Source organism: Candidatus Ozemobacteraceae bacterium, assembly GCA_035373905.1.
GTDB lineage: Bacteria > Muiribacteriota > Ozemobacteria > Ozemobacterales > Ozemobacteraceae > MWAR01.
The window spans coordinates 177,354-194,072 of sequence record DAOSOK010000003.1 but is presented as its reverse complement, the minus strand read 5'-3'; the positions used below and the strand labels follow the sequence as shown (position 1 = coordinate 194,072).

16 protein-coding genes are annotated in these 16,719 nt (G+C 60.6%); 7 read left to right on the top strand and 9 right to left on the bottom strand.

All coding sequences use genetic code 11. The features are described from left to right. The 6 genes from PLU72_02440 to PLU72_02415 all read left to right on the top strand — a co-directional run. A partial coding sequence (locus tag PLU72_02440) for a methyl-accepting chemotaxis protein (GenBank protein ID HOT27018.1) occupies positions 1-1,239 on the top strand: 1,239 nt, incomplete at its 5' end. A gap of 87 nt (positions 1,240-1,326) precedes the next feature. Further along, positions 1,327-2,364 carry a 23S rRNA (adenine(2503)-C(2))-methyltransferase RlmN gene (rlmN, locus tag PLU72_02435; GenBank protein ID HOT27017.1) on the top strand — a complete coding sequence of 346 codons (1,038 nt, stop codon included), beginning with the start codon at positions 1,327-1,329 and terminating at the stop codon, positions 2,362-2,364. 3 nt (positions 2,365-2,367) lie between these two features. Continuing rightward, positions 2,368-3,591, top strand: a complete 1,224-nt coding sequence (locus tag PLU72_02430) for a PASTA domain-containing protein (GenBank protein ID HOT27016.1) — start codon at positions 2,368-2,370, stop codon at positions 3,589-3,591. A gap of 48 nt (positions 3,592-3,639) precedes the next feature. Next, positions 3,640-4,989, top strand: a complete 1,350-nt coding sequence (locus PLU72_02425; protein HOT27015.1) for a protein kinase — start codon at positions 3,640-3,642, stop codon at positions 4,987-4,989. Between the two features lie 7 nt (positions 4,990-4,996). Next, positions 4,997-5,659, top strand: a complete 663-nt coding sequence (rpe, locus tag PLU72_02420) for a ribulose-phosphate 3-epimerase (GenBank protein ID HOT27014.1) — start codon at positions 4,997-4,999, stop codon at positions 5,657-5,659. A gap of 75 nt (positions 5,660-5,734) precedes the next feature. Beyond that, on the top strand, positions 5,735-7,084 hold the full coding sequence (locus PLU72_02415) for a tetratricopeptide repeat protein (protein ID HOT27013.1): 1,350 nt from the start codon (positions 5,735-5,737) through the stop codon (positions 7,082-7,084). A 166-nt stretch (positions 7,085-7,250) separates the two neighbouring features. Here PLU72_02415 and aroC read toward each other — a convergent pair whose 3' ends face one another. Further along, complete coding sequence (gene aroC, locus PLU72_02410) at positions 7,251-8,327, bottom strand: chorismate synthase (protein ID HOT27012.1); 1,077 nt, start codon at positions 8,325-8,327, stop codon at positions 7,251-7,253. Positions 8,328-8,522: 195 nt separating this feature from the next. On the opposite strand from aroC, the gene PLU72_02405 reads away from it, so the two are divergent. Beyond that, positions 8,523-9,182, top strand: a complete 660-nt coding sequence (locus tag PLU72_02405; GenBank protein ID HOT27011.1) for a HEAT repeat domain-containing protein — start codon at positions 8,523-8,525, stop codon at positions 9,180-9,182. Here PLU72_02405 and PLU72_02400 read toward each other — a convergent pair whose 3' ends face one another. The 8 genes from PLU72_02400 to PLU72_02365 all read right to left on the bottom strand — a co-directional run bounded on the left by PLU72_02400 (position 9,183) and on the right by PLU72_02365 (position 16,715). After that, complete coding sequence (locus PLU72_02400) at positions 9,183-9,935, bottom strand: prepilin peptidase (GenBank protein ID HOT27010.1); 753 nt, start codon at positions 9,933-9,935, stop codon at positions 9,183-9,185. It abuts the gene before it with no gap. Between the two features lie 104 nt (positions 9,936-10,039). Next, on the bottom strand, positions 10,040-10,393 hold the full coding sequence (locus PLU72_02395) for a prepilin-type N-terminal cleavage/methylation domain-containing protein (GenBank protein HOT27009.1): 354 nt from the start codon (positions 10,391-10,393) through the stop codon (positions 10,040-10,042). Between the two features lie 100 nt (positions 10,394-10,493). Next, positions 10,494-11,552, bottom strand: coding sequence for a type IV pilus twitching motility protein PilT (locus PLU72_02390; GenBank protein ID HOT27008.1), 1,059 nt, complete (start codon positions 11,550-11,552; stop codon positions 10,494-10,496). 64 nt (positions 11,553-11,616) lie between these two features. After that, on the bottom strand, positions 11,617-13,371 hold the full coding sequence (gene pilB / locus PLU72_02385) for a type IV-A pilus assembly ATPase PilB (GenBank protein ID HOT27007.1): 1,755 nt from the start codon (positions 13,369-13,371) through the stop codon (positions 11,617-11,619). 15 nt (positions 13,372-13,386) lie between these two features. Then, positions 13,387-14,223, bottom strand: a complete 837-nt coding sequence (locus PLU72_02380; protein HOT27006.1) for a shikimate dehydrogenase — start codon at positions 14,221-14,223, stop codon at positions 13,387-13,389. 41 nt (positions 14,224-14,264) lie between these two features. Continuing rightward, complete coding sequence (locus PLU72_02375; GenBank protein HOT27005.1) at positions 14,265-14,609, bottom strand: STAS domain-containing protein; 345 nt, start codon at positions 14,607-14,609, stop codon at positions 14,265-14,267. Between the two features lie 228 nt (positions 14,610-14,837). After that, positions 14,838-15,791, bottom strand: coding sequence for a PorV/PorQ family protein (locus PLU72_02370; protein ID HOT27004.1), 954 nt, complete (start codon positions 15,789-15,791; stop codon positions 14,838-14,840). 231 nt (positions 15,792-16,022) lie between these two features. Further along, positions 16,023-16,715 carry a hypothetical protein gene (locus PLU72_02365; GenBank protein ID HOT27003.1) on the bottom strand — a complete coding sequence of 231 codons (693 nt, stop codon included), beginning with the start codon at positions 16,713-16,715 and terminating at the stop codon, positions 16,023-16,025. Positions 16,716-16,719 lie beyond the last annotated feature (4 nt).

Below are 16,719 nucleotides of genomic sequence, written 5' to 3'. Positions count from 1 at the left end.
CTTCCCGGCCAGGCCGAATCGAAGCTCGACGTGATCGAATACGTCGACTCGTCCCAGGAGAAACTCAAAAAGCTCGACGAGGGGCTGGGCCGGCTGGCCTGGTGGTCCAACGCCTACCTGATCGCCTCGATCGCCTTCATCCCGCTTGCCGTCTCGGTTTTCATGGGGTTCATCTCATACGTGCTCTCGCCGCTGAAGGATATCCTCGACCGACTCTCGCACTTCAAGAACGAAGACGTCGAGACGAAAGAAATAGACCTGCTCAACTGTGCAGCCGAATTCGACAGGTTTCTCGTCACCTCCCGCAACGTTCTCAGTGAAACGCGGGCCATCGCCAACGAACTCCGGGCCAAGCTCGAACCGCTCACGAACATGGTCGTCTTTTCCGACGAGAACGTCCGGGTCTTCTTCACCGACGTGCAGGAAATATCCCGAAGTTCAAATTATATAGCAAATACTCTTGAAAACACGACGGCCAGCATCCAGGAAGTCTCGACCTCGGCCCAGACCATCGCGGATCGTTCCCAGAAAGCCGCCCAGAACAGCGGCGAGGCGTCGGACGTCGCGACCAGCGGCGGAAAAGCCGTCACCGAGACGATCGGCACGATGGAGGCGGTCAAGGACGAGGTGCTCGCCCTCGAGGACGTCATCGAGAACCTCAACTCCGCCAGCATCCAGATCGGCGAAATCGTCAACACGATCACCAACATCGCCTACCAGACGAACCTTCTCGCCCTGAACGCCGCCATCGAGGCCGCTCGGGCCGGGGAACACGGCCAGGGATTCACCGTCGTCGCCGAAGAGGTGCGCAAGCTGGCCGAAGAGTCGGGCGAGGCCGCCGAAGATATCGGCAAGAAGGTCAAGGGGATGCTCGAGAAGACCGGCATGGCCGTCCAGACGATCAACAAGGGCACGGCCAAGGTCATCGAGGGCGTGAACGTCGCCAACGTCGCCGGCAACAACCTGACCCTCATCGTCTCCTCGGTCACGAACGTCAACGGCATGATCCGCGAGATCAGCGAAGCGAGCCGCGAACAGTCGGCGAATATCGATTCGCTCAGGCAGAGCATCGAGAGCATTTCCGGAGCGACGAAGATCACGTCGGAGGGAACGAAGCGCGTTGCCAGCGCCGTGAACGAACAGCTGAACTATATTCGCCAGTATGTGGCGACGACCAAGGAACTGCTGACGCTCGTCCAGTTGATGGGCGACATGCTCGACAAGTTCAACTACCACTGAGCCGGTCTTCCCCGTTCGCCCGAAAAGAATTTCGTCGTCCGGGGTCAGGATTTGGCTTCCTTCTGCCGATGATCTGACTGGAGGCTCATGATGTCCGATCGCCCCTTGCTGTCATTATCGTTTGACGAATTCGCCGCCGAACTCAAAAAACTCGGTCTGGAAGGCTTTCGCGCCCGGCAAGTCTGGGAATGGATCTTCCAGAAGCAGGTCTTCGAGTTTGACGCGATGACCAATATCTCGAAGGAAACGCGCGCCAAGCTCGCCGAGCGCTTCCCTTCGATCCTGCCCCGCGAGGCTCAGCGGCTCGTCGACCCCGATGGGACCGTCAAGATCGTGGCCGAGTTGTCTGACGGCGAACGCATCGAAGCGGTCGCCCTTCCCGACGATGAAGCCGACTCGCTGACGTTCTGCCTCTCGACGCAGGCCGGCTGTCCCGTGGGTTGCGTGTTCTGCAGGACCGGCGCCGGCGGTTTCCGACGCCATCTCACCCGTGACGAGATCATGCTGCAGGTGCTCATGCTCATCAGGGTCATGCGGCGCAAACCGACGAATATCGTGTTCATGGGCATGGGCGAGCCTTTCCTCAACCGACGGTCGCTGTTCGATGCCATCGACATGATGACGGATTCCAAGGGACTCGGGCTGGCCTCGCGGCGGCTGACGATCTCGACATCGGGCGTCGTGGACGGCATTCTCGAGCTGGCCGACCGGCCCGGCGAAGTGAACCTGGCGATTTCCCTGCACGCCGCCGACGACGAGACGCGCAGCCGGCTGGTGCCACTCAACCGGAAATACCCGCTGGCGAAACTGCGCGAAGCGGTTGCAGCATACATCGAGCGGACAGGCAGACGGGTGACGTTCGAGGTCGTTCTGCTCAAGCAGGAGAACGATCAACTCAACGACGCGTTGAACCTCGTCTCGTTCTGCGAAGGGTTGTTGTGCCACGTGAACCTGCTTCGATTCAACGCATTTCCCGGATCGCCGTTCAGACCGGCTGACGAGGCCGCTGAAAAAGAGTTTCGGAAAGTGCTCAAGAAAGCGGGTGTGCCGGTCACGGTGCGCCGCTCGCGCGGGTCGACGATTCTGGCCGCATGCGGGCAGCTTTCCGGAAAGCAGGAGAAGTGACAGATGGCCAAGAAAAAATCCTGCCTCCTCATTCTGGTAAAAATGGTCCTGCTGATGAGTCTTCTCGTGGCCTTCCTCATCGCGGGGTTCTTCTACGCGAAGGACCGGCTGAACGAGTTCTTCAACAGGGGCGAAACCGTCGAGGTGCCGGATTTTCGGGGAAAACACCTGTTGGTTGTCTTCAAGGAAAAACCCGCCGATCTCATCATCGAGAAGCGCGATGAAAAGTTCGATCCCCGCTATCCCAAGGACTATGTTATCGCCCAATATCCCGATCCCGGCACCCGTGTGAAGCCGAACAAGAAAATCCTGCTGACCATATCGATGGGGAGCAAGATGGTCGCCGTGCCTGATCTCATCGACAAGAGCCCTCGCGAAGCCGAACTCGCCCTGCTCAACGCCCAGCTCAAGGAGGGGAGCCGCTCGTTCGTGGCCAGCTCCAGGATCCGGCGCGACCGGGTCATCACCCAGTCCCCTCTTCCCTCGAATGAATGCGAAACACAGGGAGGCGTCAACCTGCTGATCAGCCTCGGAACCGGCCAGAACCGGGTCCCGCTTCCCAACCTGACCGGAAAAACGCTTGCCGATGCGAAAACCAGCCTTCAGAGCTGGGGCTTGCGCGAAGGCAAGATCGTCTTCAGACGCGATCCGAACAAGCCCAAGCTTCAGGTCATCGCTACCAAACCGGTTCCGTATGAAGGGGTGACCGAGGGAATGGCCGTTGACTTGCTGGTCTCGAACGGCGCGGATCCCGAGACATCCTCGCCGGAAGAGTTCAAGCGGTTCGAACTCACAGACGTCGTTCCTTCCCTCGCACCGGCTCCCGCGCAGCCTGTGGCCGCGAAACCGGCCGGCAAGCCCGCCGCTGCTGCAGCGAAACCGTCCAAGGCACCGGATGCCCCGCCGCCGCCCCGCATCATCATGGCCGACGAACCCGAACCGGAAGTGCCGCCCGAGGCCCTGCCGCCGGCTTCTGCGGACCGGCCTGAAAGCGAAAAACCGGCAGCGCCCTCCGCAGACAATGCAACCGTGATGTTCGCCATGCCCGACGGCTTCATGCCCAAGGAAGTGAAATTCTTCCAGGTATCGCCCCAGGGCCGTCGCCAGGTCTACGCCGGCACGCACAAACCCCTCGACCAGATCAGGGTGGAGGTGCCCCGTATTCCGGGGAGCAAGGTCCAGATCTATATCAACGATGTGCCGATCGAGGACCGTCCCGTTCAGTAGCCGTTTTCCCGATGTGAAGCCAGCAGACCCGTGGAGGCAGACAGAGAGATGATTGGAAAAACCATAAACGGAAAATACGAAATTTGTCAGTCGCTTGCCGAAAGCCTCATGTACGAGGTCTACTCCGCTCTCGAGGTCGAGACGGGCATGCCCGTGGCGGTGAAACTTATGCGCGGAGAAATGGCGGAAAACCAGGAGCGGGTGAAGGCGTTCAGCGATGAAGTGCGCCTCGTCGCCGGCATCTCTCATCCGTCGATCGTCCCGGTGCTCGACTTCGATCTGTACGAGGGCCGCCCCTTCGCCGTGACCGAGTTCACCGAGGGAACGGACCTGCGCGAGTGCATTCACGCCGAGAAACCCCTGTCGTTTTTCGATGCCTGTCGCGCCGTCCAGCAGCTCGCCGTTCTTCTGCAGCATGCATGCGACCAGCGGGTTGCCGTTCGCTCGATCAAACTGTCGAACATCATCCGCACCAACACTGGACTCATCAAGGTCCTTTCCTTCTCCCTGCCACGCCTGCGACTGGTCGGCGTGGGCGCGGACGAGGCGGCCGGGATCCAGTCGGATCTCTACTTTCTCGGAACGACCCTATACGAGCTGATCGCCGGGGAGTCGCCGATGCGAAAACGTGGCGGGATCAACGAAGTCTGGGATGACAAGTTGCGCCAGGCTCTTCGGATCCGCCATTCCCAGCTGACGCCGGAACAGATCGAGATGGTCGCCGAGTTCGTCGAGAAGACCCTGACCCGCACTGTCAGGAACCGGTTTGTCGATCACGCGGCCTTTCTCGTAGGTCTGTCCGACCTGATGCACGTATCCGGTGATGCCGAACGTGTCGAACGCGAGATGAAGCGACGCAAACTTTCAACGGCGTCTGAAATAGTTGATGCTATAAATGGTCGGAGGGCTTCCGCCACCGTGACTGCGGCAGCTGCCGGGTCGGGAGCGATGGCGGCCGGAACATCGGGGCAGGGCCGGCAGTCCGTTGCAGCGACGGCGAGCGCAGCCGTGTCCTTCGTCGGTGCATCGGCCGGCCGGGCGGCGGACGAAGGGGTATCGTCCGTGCCGCTCAAGGCAATTCCTGGAGGGGTATCGATGACCGGTCGTGTCGGCCGCTGTGCCGGAACTGCCGCTCTCGCCGTGGCTTCCGATGCTGTCGAAACCCCCGCTTCGGCCCTTTGTCCTGCCGAGGAAATGCAGTTGCAGGGCGATATGGCGGCCGCGGCAAAACCCGTTCTGCGTCTCCTTCAGGGCGGCCGCGACAAAGCGCAGGGCCGTTCGGCCGGAAAAATCTGGCAGGGTGTAGAGGAACAGCCGTGGATCCGGCACCCCTATGCCGCGATCGGGATTGGCAGCTTTCTTCTCGCCCTCTTCGTCAGCCTGCTGATTTTCTGGTGAGCGGCGCATGAATCGCAAGATTTTAGTCGCTCCTTCCGTTCTTTCTGCCGATTTTTCCCGTCTGCACGAGGGTCTTGCCGCCATTGAGGCATCGGGGGCCCACTGGGTGCACCTCGACGTGATGGATGGCCATTTCGTGCCGAATCTCACGTTCGGTCCTCCGGTGATTTCCGCCCTGCGCCCTCATTCAAGCCTCCCGTTCGACGTGCACCTGATGATCGAAGCCCCACACCAGTGGCTGGCTGCCTATCGCCAGGCCGGCGCAGACCGCATCACGTTCCATCTCGAGGCGTGCCATCATTCTCAGCGGTATCTCGCCCAGATTCGCGAGCTGGGCGCTGCGTCTGGAATCTCCCTGAATCCGCAGACGCCGATCGATGGGCTCGAGTATCTGCTGGATGTCTGCGATCAGGTGCTGATCATGACGGTGAATCCGGGATTCGGTGGCCAGGCGATGATCGAACCGGTCATCGAAAAAATCGCGAAGCTCCGCAGGCTCATCGACGAGCGGGGTGCGAAGACCCTCATCGAGGTCGACGGAGGGGTCGACCGAAAATCAGCGCGAAAGATTATCGACGCCGGTGCCGATGTATTGGTTATGGGATCCGCTTTTTTCCGTGATTCGGACAAGTCGGGGCTCGTGCGGGATATCGCATCCCCCAGGACCTGAGACTCCCGAAATGCCCGCGCACGGTGCGCCAGGTTCCGGAATACGTCCGGATGGCGTGTGTGTGGAGGAGGTGCCATGCTCGAACGGCCGAAGGCTTTGCCTGAACTGCTCGCCTCGATGGAGGAGCAGTGCCGTGCCGTGCCTGGAGACCTGGGGCTGCTGCAGAAGCTCGGCCGCCTGTATGTTCGCCAGGGAGCCCTGAACGAGGCCGTCCGGACATATCGTCGTCTTCTTGCCCAGGATGCGTCACAGATTGCCGCCCTGATCGAACTCGGCCTCTGCCTCGCCCGCCTTGGAAATCACGACGAGGCGCGGTTTGCGCTTGAACGTGCCCAGGAGCTTCAGCCTCAGTCTCACTCCGTTTTTCTGGCCCTGGCCAAACTCCATGAACTCATGGGAAACCAGGAGCAGCAGGTCACGTTCATGATGCGTGCGGCAAATGCCGCTCCCGACCGTGCCGACATCCGCCTCGCTCTTGGCGAACTGCTCCGCCGTCACGGGGATTTCGCCGGTGCTGCCGCTCAGTATGAAAAGGCGATCGAGGCCGCTCCCGATCTCGAAGCGGCCAGGTTCGGCCTCGCCGTCATTCACATGCGCCGCGACCGTCTCAACGAGGCGATGGAGCAGTTCCGCCAGATCGTGACGCGGAATCCCAGCGCGCATGACGCTCATTTCAATCTCGGCCAGTGCCTCTTTCGCCAGGGAAAATACGCGCTGGCCGCCGTTTCACTGACATCCGCCCTGAGGGGCCTGCCTGAACATCCCTCGGTTCTGCTCCTTCTTGCACGCTGTCATCATCGGCTCGGCGATGTTGACCGGGCGCTGGTCATGATGGAGCGCCTTTCCGAACTCCAGCCCGACAACATTGAGCTTCTCGAGGAAATGTGCCGGCTGTATCGCCAGGTCGGTGAAGCCGATGCCGCGCGCGACATCTACTGCCGCCTTACCCGCCGGCATCCGGAGCGCGCCTCGTATGCGATGGAACTTGCGGAGATTCTGAAGGAAGAGCGTCGGTATGTCGAGGCGGCGAGCGTCTTGGAAACTATGTTCAAGCATCATCCCGGCCATCTCGAGGGACATCGCTTGCTGGGTGACATCCTCTTCGAACGGGGCCGCCTGAAATCGGCCCTCGAGGAATACCGCAAGACGCTCATGGTCATCGAGACGTTCGAGCCGGGCCTGCATGGGGCGGCCGCCGTCCTGCGCGCCCTGGGCGACACGAAGGGGGAGTTCGAGATGCTGAGCAGACTGCTGGCCTGCGGCGCCCCGCTTCCGACGGATCTTTTCAGGCTCGGTCAGTTGGAGCGCGAGCTCGGGATGCCGACGAGCCTCGAACGGTTCCGCCGCGTGTCGGAACTGGCCCCGGAAACCGATCTCGCCCGTGAAGCGGAATATTATATCCGCCACAATACCAAAGCGGCCTGATGCGTGTCGCTTCCTGGGATTGACTCCTGCAGAATGAAAATCAGCCGTTCGCTCTGAGCTTGTCGAAGTCTTTTCAGAGCCTGCCGAAGAGGGTGAGAACTTTTCGTGCTTCGACAGGCGGCTCGGCAGGAACGGAAACGCAACATTGGCTTTTGGTGCGCAGGAATCAACAGGACTCGTTCCCGCCGGATGTTTTGCTCGTTGTCGTCTGATCGAAACGGCACGGGTGCAGCACCCCCGACATAAGGAAATGATCGGCCAGGACGCAGGACGCCATCGCTTCGGCGATCGGGATCACCCGCGGTGTGAAATTCCTGTCGAACCTGCCCTGATAGGACATGGTCACTGCTTCGTGCCTCGCGACGTTCACGGTCTTCTGAGGTTTCTGGACCGTCGGCGTTGGCTTGACGGCGAGCCGGAAGACGATCTCGGTTCCGGTCGTGACACCACCGAGAATCCCTCCGCAATTATTTCCATCGATATATATATGCCCGTTGTCGTCGAAGAAGAACGGGTCGTTGTGCTCGCTGCCCGTGATGCCGGCGGCCTCGAAGCCGCGGCCCGTCTCGAGCCCCTTGACGCCGCCGATCGAGAGAAAGGCCCGGGCGAGGTCGGCCTGTAGTTTCCCGAAAACCGGCCGGCCGATGCCGGCGGGAACGCCCCGGATGCGTATTTCGATGACGCCGCCGGTGCTTTCTCCCTGCTCGCCGAGGGCGAGGGCCCTGGCTCGGGCCCGGGAAAGGCTTGCATCGTCGGTCACGGGCTCTCCGGCAAGTTCCGTGATCGAGCCGGAAAATCCGACGCCCACGCTGCCGATCAGCTTCCGCGCCACCGCGCCGGCCGCCAGGCGAGCGATGCACTCGCGGCCCGACGAACGGGAGCCGCCGCGGTAGTCGGTGTGACCGAATCGGCACAGCCACGTGAAGTCGGCGTGGCCGGGCCGGAGGGTGTCCCGGCCGGCTTCGTAGGAGAGCGGACGGGCGTCGTCGTTCCGGATGATGATCGAGATCGGCGTGCCGAGTGTTTTTCCCTCGAACACACCCGACAGGATCTCGAAACGGTTGCTTTCTCCGCGGGGTGTTCCGAGTTCGCGATCGGGCACATCCCGTTCCAGTTGGGCGCGAAGATCCGACGGATCAAGCGGCATGCCGGCCGGACAGCCGTCGATAACGGCTCCGAGGGCAGGGCCGTGTGATTCTCCCCAGGTGGTCACCCGAAAAAGCGTTCCAAAGCTGTTCGACATCGTTTCAGTCCTCTCCATGCCTGCATCGCGTCGGCTATCCGCGATGTCGTGCAATCCCTTTCCGCGACGACGGACGTTTCCAGCAAGCGGCCGTCTCGATGAATACGGAGGCTGCCTCATGCGCCCGGGCCGGGCTCATGGTAAAATCGCAGGGTTGATTGTAACAGACGAGTCCCGAAATACGGAAGAGCCGACATGAAGAGCGACATCGAACAGGCCGTCATAAAAGCGGTCGAGCATGCGACCCGGACCGGCCGGTTTTCCCCGGATGCTCGTACGCTCATTAGAGACCTGTTCGCGACGCTCCAGCCAAGCGACTGGCCCAGTTGGCTGCTCGAGTCGATCGCTGCCGTTCCCGGCGAGATCGAGTTCATCCAAGAGTGTCTCATCGCACAGGAGGAAGGTCTGAAGCGGCGGATCGCACGCGCGGCCCGCCCCGACAACGAGACGTTTTTCCGCATTCTCGTCCGCATCGGATCACCCCAGGCGATCGGCGAACCCGACATGCTGTTCCAGGCCGTGCAGGACGGGGACCCGCGGATCAGAGGTTTGGCATTGCTGCGGCTGGGTGAGTGTCGCTGCGACGGGATCGGCCAGATCATCCTCCGGGGGCTCGATGATCCAGACCCCTATGTGCGTAAATGTGCCGTGGAAGCCGTTTACATCAGCATCGGTGACCGCGGCACGAGCGCATGGGAGCGGGTGCTCGCTTCGGAACGGGACACCGAAGTGCGCGAGGCGGCCCTCGTCTGCCTTGTCCGATCCGGAGAACGGGGACGCGATGTCATGCGCCGGCTGAAGAAGAATCTCGCACCGCGCGAGACGGAATATATAGCCAAGAGTATATCGGTCTGATCACCAGCCCGGATTTCCGGACCATGCGCAGGCGGCGATGCCTGCGACGTTCCACACGAACATCGCGTATGTCGACTGTCTGACGGCGGATTCGTCGGATCTGGCGGCGAGAACTAGTATGATTGGCAACGCGGCCAGGTAGCCCATTCCGAGCTTCTGCGTGGAGAGAAGATTCACGACGGTTATTCCGAACCAGGCCACTGCCGACGACGCCGGATGCCGGTATCGCATGATGGCCCCCATGACGGCACCGCCGCCGAGTGCCGCTGCCCAGACAAGGGGCTGAATGGGAGCAACGGCGTATCCGAGGGCGAGTCGGTACGCAAGTGGCCAGAGAAAGGGGGCCGGTGCGGTGCATTCCCGCCGCAGATGCAGGATCGATACGATGAACCAGATCATCGACCATGCAGCGCCCACGACAAACGCGGCGTTCAGGCCGTTTGCCGCAAACGTGCTTCCAACGATGGCTGCCGCGGAAGCTTCGACCAGCGGATACTGCCACGAAATCGGCGCTTTGCAGTACCGGCATTTCCCGAGCAGCAGCAGCCAGCCGAACACGGGAATGAGATCGAGGGGCGACAGTTGATGTTTGCAATGGGGGCAGGACGACGGTGGAAACACGACCGACCGCCCTTCGGCCATCCGCAGGATAACTACGTTGCTGAAGCTGCCGAGCAGGCTGCCGAACAGCGCAAAGAAAAACGTGAGGAAGGGGAACAGCAGGTCTGGAGCAGCATGGGTGATTTCCGGCATGTGCAAAGGCTAGCACAGAGGACGCCGTGTTTGAAAGGGCGGTGAGGGAAAATCGACATGAAAAAAAGGGCGAAATTTCTTTCGCCCTTTTTTGTCGAACAGGATCATTTGGCTTCGATCTGGCCGTGAACGTTGCACTTGATCTTGCCTGCGCCGGTGAGATCGCCGGACGCGCCGTAGCTGCAACCAGCCTCGGGCTTGCTGATGCCGCCCTTCAGGTAGTTCGCGCTGGAAAGCTTGTTGATAATGGTGTCGGACATGCCCGTTTCCATATTCGGGGTATCCATGTTGTACATTTCGATGGCACCCAGGAGAACGCGCATATTCGCGTAACACGCCTTTTCGCGAGCCTGTTCGCGGGCTTTCCGGAAGTTCGGGATAGCGATAGCCGCCAGAATACCGATAATGGCAATAACGATCATAAGTTCAATCAGGGTGAAACCGCGTCGCTTCATCATAGTTTTCACCTCCTTTCTTTTTCTACTTCATCCAACCTAAGCGTACAAATGGAACGCCTGGATGTCAAGGTACGTCATAAACACGCGGCAGAAGCGGAGATCATCCCTTCAGCATGCGCTCGAGTTCCTTCGGATGCATGGTGTGGATCATCGCTTCTTCGAGCGTGATGTCTCCGCGCATGTACAGGTCGCGCAGGGATTGCTCGAAGGTGATCATCCCTTCGTTCTGACTCGTCTGCATGATTGTGTACAGCCCCGATATCTTCTGTTCGCGGATGCAGTTCGCGACGGCCGGGTTGCCTGTCAGGACCTCGCAGCAGACCACGCGCCCCTTGCCGCTGGCGATCGGAAGCAGCTGCTGGGCGACGACGGCGCGCAGCGTGAACGACAGCTGCGAGCGGATCTGCGGCTGTTGGTGCGGCGGGAAGATGTCGATGATGCGGTTGATGGTCTGGGCCGCATCGGTGGTGTGCAGGGTGCCGAAGACGAGGTGGCCCGTTTCGGCCATCGTCAGCGCCGTGCTCACGGTTTCGAGATCGCGCATTTCGCCGACGAGAATGACGTCAGGATCTTCGCGAAGGATGTGCCGCAGCGCTTCGCCGAACGAGTGAGTGTCGATGCCCAGCTCGCGCTGGTTGACGACCGACCGCTTGTGGTAATGCAGATACTCGATCGGATCTTCGACCGTGATGATGTGGCACCGCTGCTCTTCGTTGATGATGTTGATCAGGGAGGCGAGCGACGTCGATTTGCCCGAGCCGGTAGGGCCCGTGAACAGAACAAGCCCTTTATGGAGCTTGGTGAACTCGCGGATCTTCGCCGGAAGACGCAGCTCCTCAATGGTCGGAATCTTGGTGGGAATGACGCGGAACGCCGCCCCGATGCAGCCGCGCTGCTTGTAGACGTTGACGCGGAACCGGCCGAACCCGTGAACCGAGTAGGAAAGGTCGAGTTCGAGTTTCTCCTCGAACTCCTTCTGCTGCTCGGCCGTCAGCATGTTGTAGATGAGCGACCTCGTGTCCATAGGGGTCAGCACGTCCAGGTCGGTGGGAACGAGCTCGCCGTCGACTCGGATGACGGGCGGCGTGCCTACCGTGATATGAAGATCCGAGGCCTCGTTTTCTATGACCAGATTCAGAAGATCGTTGAGGACGAACATTCCCTGATGCTCCTATATGAGAGGACTTCTTTGCTATAGAATCAAAGATAGAAAATGCGGACGGTCAGTGCTCGCCCATCGTGACGCGGACGACTTCCTCGATCGAGGTGGTGCCCAGCAGAGCCTTGCGGAGAGCCGATTCGCGGAGGGACAGCATGCCCTCGTCGATCGCCTGCTTGCGGATATCGTCGGTGGAACCGCCGTTGAGAATGATGTCGCGCAGACGTTCCGACATGATCATGACCTCGTATACGCCGACGCGGCCCTTGTTCCCCGAATTGTTGCAGGTCTCGCAGCCCTTGCCCTTGTAGAACAGCATGTTCTTCTCGTTGATGTGGGGCAGTTCGAGGCGGCGCATCAGTTCGGGCGTGATGCCGAACTGGGAGATCTGTTCCGCGCGCGGCTTGATCTCGTATTTGCAGTCCTTGCAGATCTTGCGGACGAGACGCTGAGCCTGGACGAGAAGCACGGACGTGGTGACCATGAACGGCTCGATACCCATGTTCGTGATACGACCGATCGTCGAAGGGGCATCGTTCGTGTGCAGGGTCGAAAGAACCAGATGGCCCGTCATCGACGCCTTGATCGCGATTTCCGCCGTTTCGAAGTCGCGGATCTCGCCGACCATGATGATGTTCGGATCCTGGCGGAGGAAGGAGCGCAGGGCGGCCGCGAAGTTCAGGCCGATCTCGGGTTTGCACTGCACCTGGTTGATGCCGGGCAGCATGTATTCGACCGGATCTTCGGCCGTCATGATATTGCGGTCTATCGTATTCAGCGACGTGAGTGCCGAATACAGCGTCGTCGTTTTTCCCGAGCCCGTGGGGCCGGTGACCAGCGCGATGCCGTAGGGAGAGGAGATGCCTGCCTTGAACCGCTTCAGCGTCTCGGGCTCGAAGCCGAGATCCTCGAGGTTCACGCGCAACGACGTCTGGTCGAGAATGCGCATGACGATCTTCTCGCCCCAGATGACCGGCAGGATCGAGACGCGAAGGTCGATCATGCGGTTCGCCACCTTGATCTTGATGCGGCCGTCCTGGGGAAGGCGCTTTTCGGCGATGTTCAGCGACGACATGATCTTGATGCGCGACGTGATGGCCGCGGTCGCCTTCTTGGGCGGCGACATCGCCGTGAACAGGACGCCGTCCTGACGGTAGCGGATGCGGAGTTCTTTTTCGAACGGTTCGATGTGAATGTCGGAAACGCCGTTCTGGACGGCCTGCGAGATGACGAGGTTGCAGAGGCGGATGATCGGGGCGTCGTTCTCGCCGAGCTCGCCGAGCTGATCGAGATCGTCGCCGCCGCCGCCGCCCGCGTCGCCTTCCTTGCCGATATCGTCGAGTTCGCCCATCAGTTTGTCCTGCTGGGCGACGGCGCCGTAGGCGTCCTGCAGGGCCTTGTTGATGTCGCTCTGGGTCGCGACGACCGGCTTCACCATCAGGCCCGTCATCAGCTGGATGTCGTCGATCGCGATGATGTTCAGCGGGTCGACCATCGCCACGGTCAGCTTGTTTCCGACCTTGTTGATCGGGATCAGCATGTGCCGCTTGGCGATGTGCTCGGGAACGAGCTTCGCGATGACCGGGTCGATCAGGTAGTTCGAAAGGTCGATATACGGAATCTTGAGCTGCTTGGAAAGAATCTGGACGATGTCATGCTCGGTGACGAGATGCATTTCGACCAGCACGGCGCCCAGGCGCTTGCCGCTCTTCTTCTGGAGCGCGAGGGCCTGTTGCAGCTGTTCTTCGTTGATGAGGCCTTCGGAGATGAGCGCATCGCCCAGGCGCATCTTCTTCGCCGCATGCTGGATGTCAGTCATTCCTGCAGTTCCTTCCTATCCGCGGATGAGGTTCATGACGGCGCGCCGCATGACAGACTCGGGGGCCGGCTGCCCCGTGACGAGTTTGTATGCCGCCGCACCCTGACGAATCAGTATCTCGGAACCGTCGATGACGCGGGCCCCGGTATCCCGCGCGGCTTTCAGCAGGCGGGAGGAGGGCTCGTAGTTCAGGTCGATGTACACGGTTCTGGCTCCGTCGATTTCGTTCAGCACATCAAGGTGATCATCATGATGCCAGCCGAGAGGGGTGGCATTCACAATAATATCGGCACAATGAACGGCATCCGATAGGGATCTTTCCTCCCAGGACGTGGGGACCACGTCGGTTGTTCCGGTCGGGAAACACGTTTTCAGGCGCGATCGGGTCCGGTTGGCCCAATATACCACGGGAATCGCTCTTTGGCAAAAGGCCCAGAGAACCGCCCTGGCAGCCCCGCCGGCCCCGAGAAGAAGCGCCCGTTCGAACGGGGGAAGCCCGTTTTCAAGCAGATCGAAAAAGGAGTCCGCATCCGTATTGGCCCCCATGATTTCTCTCTCGTCGGGAAACCAGAGGGTGTTGACGGCCCCGATCGCGGCCGCAGCCCCGTGATAACGGGTGCAGAGGCGGAAGGCGGTTTCCTTGTGAGGCCTGGTGACGTTCAAGCCGCCGGCGCCGATGTCCCGGAGACCATGCACGGCCGACTCGAGACGGTCGGCGGTAACGGTGAAGGCGAGATACGCGGCATCGATTCCCGATGCCGCGAAGGCGGCGTTCCAAAGGGCCGGGCTGATGGAATGACCGACCGGATCTCCGAGGAGCCCGAATAATCGCGTGCGGGAGGTGATGTCCATTGACACGAAGGCCCCGGCGGGTGCCGGGGCCGGTGGGATGCTTAGGAGAAGCTTTTTACCGCTTCTTCCTCGGTTTCGAAAATCTCGAAGACCTTGGTGAGCCGGGTCAGCTCGAAGAGTTCCTGGACCGCCGGGGAGAGACGGATCAGCTTGAGGTCGCCCTTGGACTTTTTGACCTTCTTTAGGGTTGCCGCGACGACGCCGAGCCCCATGCTGTTCAGGTAGTTCACTTCCTGGAAATCCATGATCAGCTTGGATTGCCCCTCGGCGACGATCTGGTCGATCTTGTCCTTGAAATCGTTGACCGTTTCGGTACCGATCTCGCCGCGAAGTACGATAAGCATGACGCCGTCAGCCTTGGGCTTTAAGTCGATTTTCAATTCCATACGTTTCCTCCCGGGATGCTCAACTCCGAGCGTGACCACCTTACAGCATTTTCTTCGAAGATGCAACTTCGAAGAAGTTCGAAGTTGAAACCCGAGAAAGATGATCTAGGGACGGGTTTCAAACCCGCCCAGAGTCGCCCCCTTGAGATATTTTGCCCAAGACGAACCAAGGACGACCGGGATTGTTCCCGATCGTCCTTGAAAAAATCGTTGAATCCGGTTTCCGCCTCAGAACTGTTTCGAGGCCGACATACGGTGCGCCTCGCCGAGCGTCTCGTCGACGTACGAGTAGTCGAACCGCCACGTATCCAGCTTGAAGCTGGCGCCCAGCGTCAAGTCTCCTGCCTGGGTGCCCATACGGACCGCGGCATTGTCGTTCAGCCAATACTCGGTGCCAGCCCGGAACTTCGCGTCGAGGTCCTCGACCTTGTTCAGGTCGACGGCGACCGTCATGCGGTCGGACGTCTTGTAGGCGCCGCCGATCGTGGTGGTGATCGGAACGGTGTCGGAATGACCGCTGTCGGTGTCCCATTTGAGGCTTTCGCCGATGTCACGGATCGAAAGACCAACGGTACCCTTGTCGGTGGCCTTGTACAGGAAGCCGAGATCGATGCCCCAGCTGTCGGCCGAATTGGTGAACAGGTCCTGGTTCAGCCGTTTCACGTTCACGCCGCCGTACAGCTTGTCGGAGAGTTTGCGGGCGTATGTGCCGAACGTGGCCGACTCGGTGTCATCAAAATAACTGTAGATATACACAGGATTGCCGGGAACGTAGACGCCCGTTCCGGTCGTGTCGGGGTTCCCGCGGCCGTCGAGCGCCAGACGCGTTTCAGGAATGCCGTCGATACCGAACCGGATGTGCGACAGGGCGACCGTGTATTTCTTCTTCCCGTCCTTGTCCTTCATGACATGGGCGTAGTTGAGGAAGTTGTACGTGCGGTCGAGCGTCAGCTTGGCGTGCATGAAGGACGCTTCGGACTTTTCGAGCGTCGCGAGGCCGGCGGGGTTCCAGAACGCCGCCGTCGAGTCGTCGGCGATCGCCGTGAAAGCGCTGCCCATGCCGAGCGCGCGGGCGCCGACGCCCATCTTGAGAAACGCTCCGGCCCGACCGGCCGATTCTGCGAACGCCGGCGCGGTTGTCACTGCGGCCAGCGCCGTGAGGAGGAGAAGTTTGCGGATCATACTCATATGATTCCCCCTTGGCAAACGATGAGACTGCTCATCAACCCCTTTCGGCCAAAACCGTCGTTTCCCGAATGCTTTTTCGAAAATATTTTCAAAATCGCTCAACTCCGGTTCAATTCGGTATTCCCTGCATGTTGCAGGGGCGGGGTTGAACCCCGCCCCGTCACCGGCCGAAAAGAAAAACGCCCCGGCATTGCCTGGGCGCATTTGTGTAGTAATTAGTGTATATCAATCGGTAGCATATACCCCGAGCCGGACGAGCGTCTGGTAAATCTGGTCGGTCGGGCTGCCGGAAGCCGGGTCTTCCTGGTGGGCCTGGGTCAGGTGCGAGGCCGCGCTCGTCTTGTCCCCGGTCCAGAAGTAGCAGAACGCGAGCATGGCATGAACCTCCGCGTTGCTGATCCCGATCGGATGATCGACCCGGGGCGTGAACTTCGAACTCGTGCTCACGATGCCCGCGTTGCGGATCGCCTGAATTGCGTTCGGAAGACTGTTGGCCTCCCCGCGCTGAATGAGCGCGGCTGCGAGACCGATTTTCGACTCGTTGCTCAGCGAGGCACCCTGCGTGAACGCCGAGATGGCCGAACTGACGCCCGATGACTTCGTCAGCGACCAGCCGAGGCCGTTATAGGCCTCCGCCTTCTGACTTTCGGTGACGCCGGTCAGTGAGAGCACCTGGTTGAACTTGCCGATGGCGCTGCTGTAGGCGCCGTATTTGTAATCTTCCCAGGCCGAGGCGATCAGCGAGTCGGGATCGGTTTCCGTCGTTCCTCCGCCCCCGCCGCCTCCACCGCCAGTTCCCGGTGTCGGGATCTCGCCGGGAAGGGTGTAGCGACCGCTCCCTCCGCCCCCGCCGCCGCAGCCGCTGGCGACGAGAATGATACTGCCGATGATCATCAGAACCAGGAATTTTCTGTTCATGGCG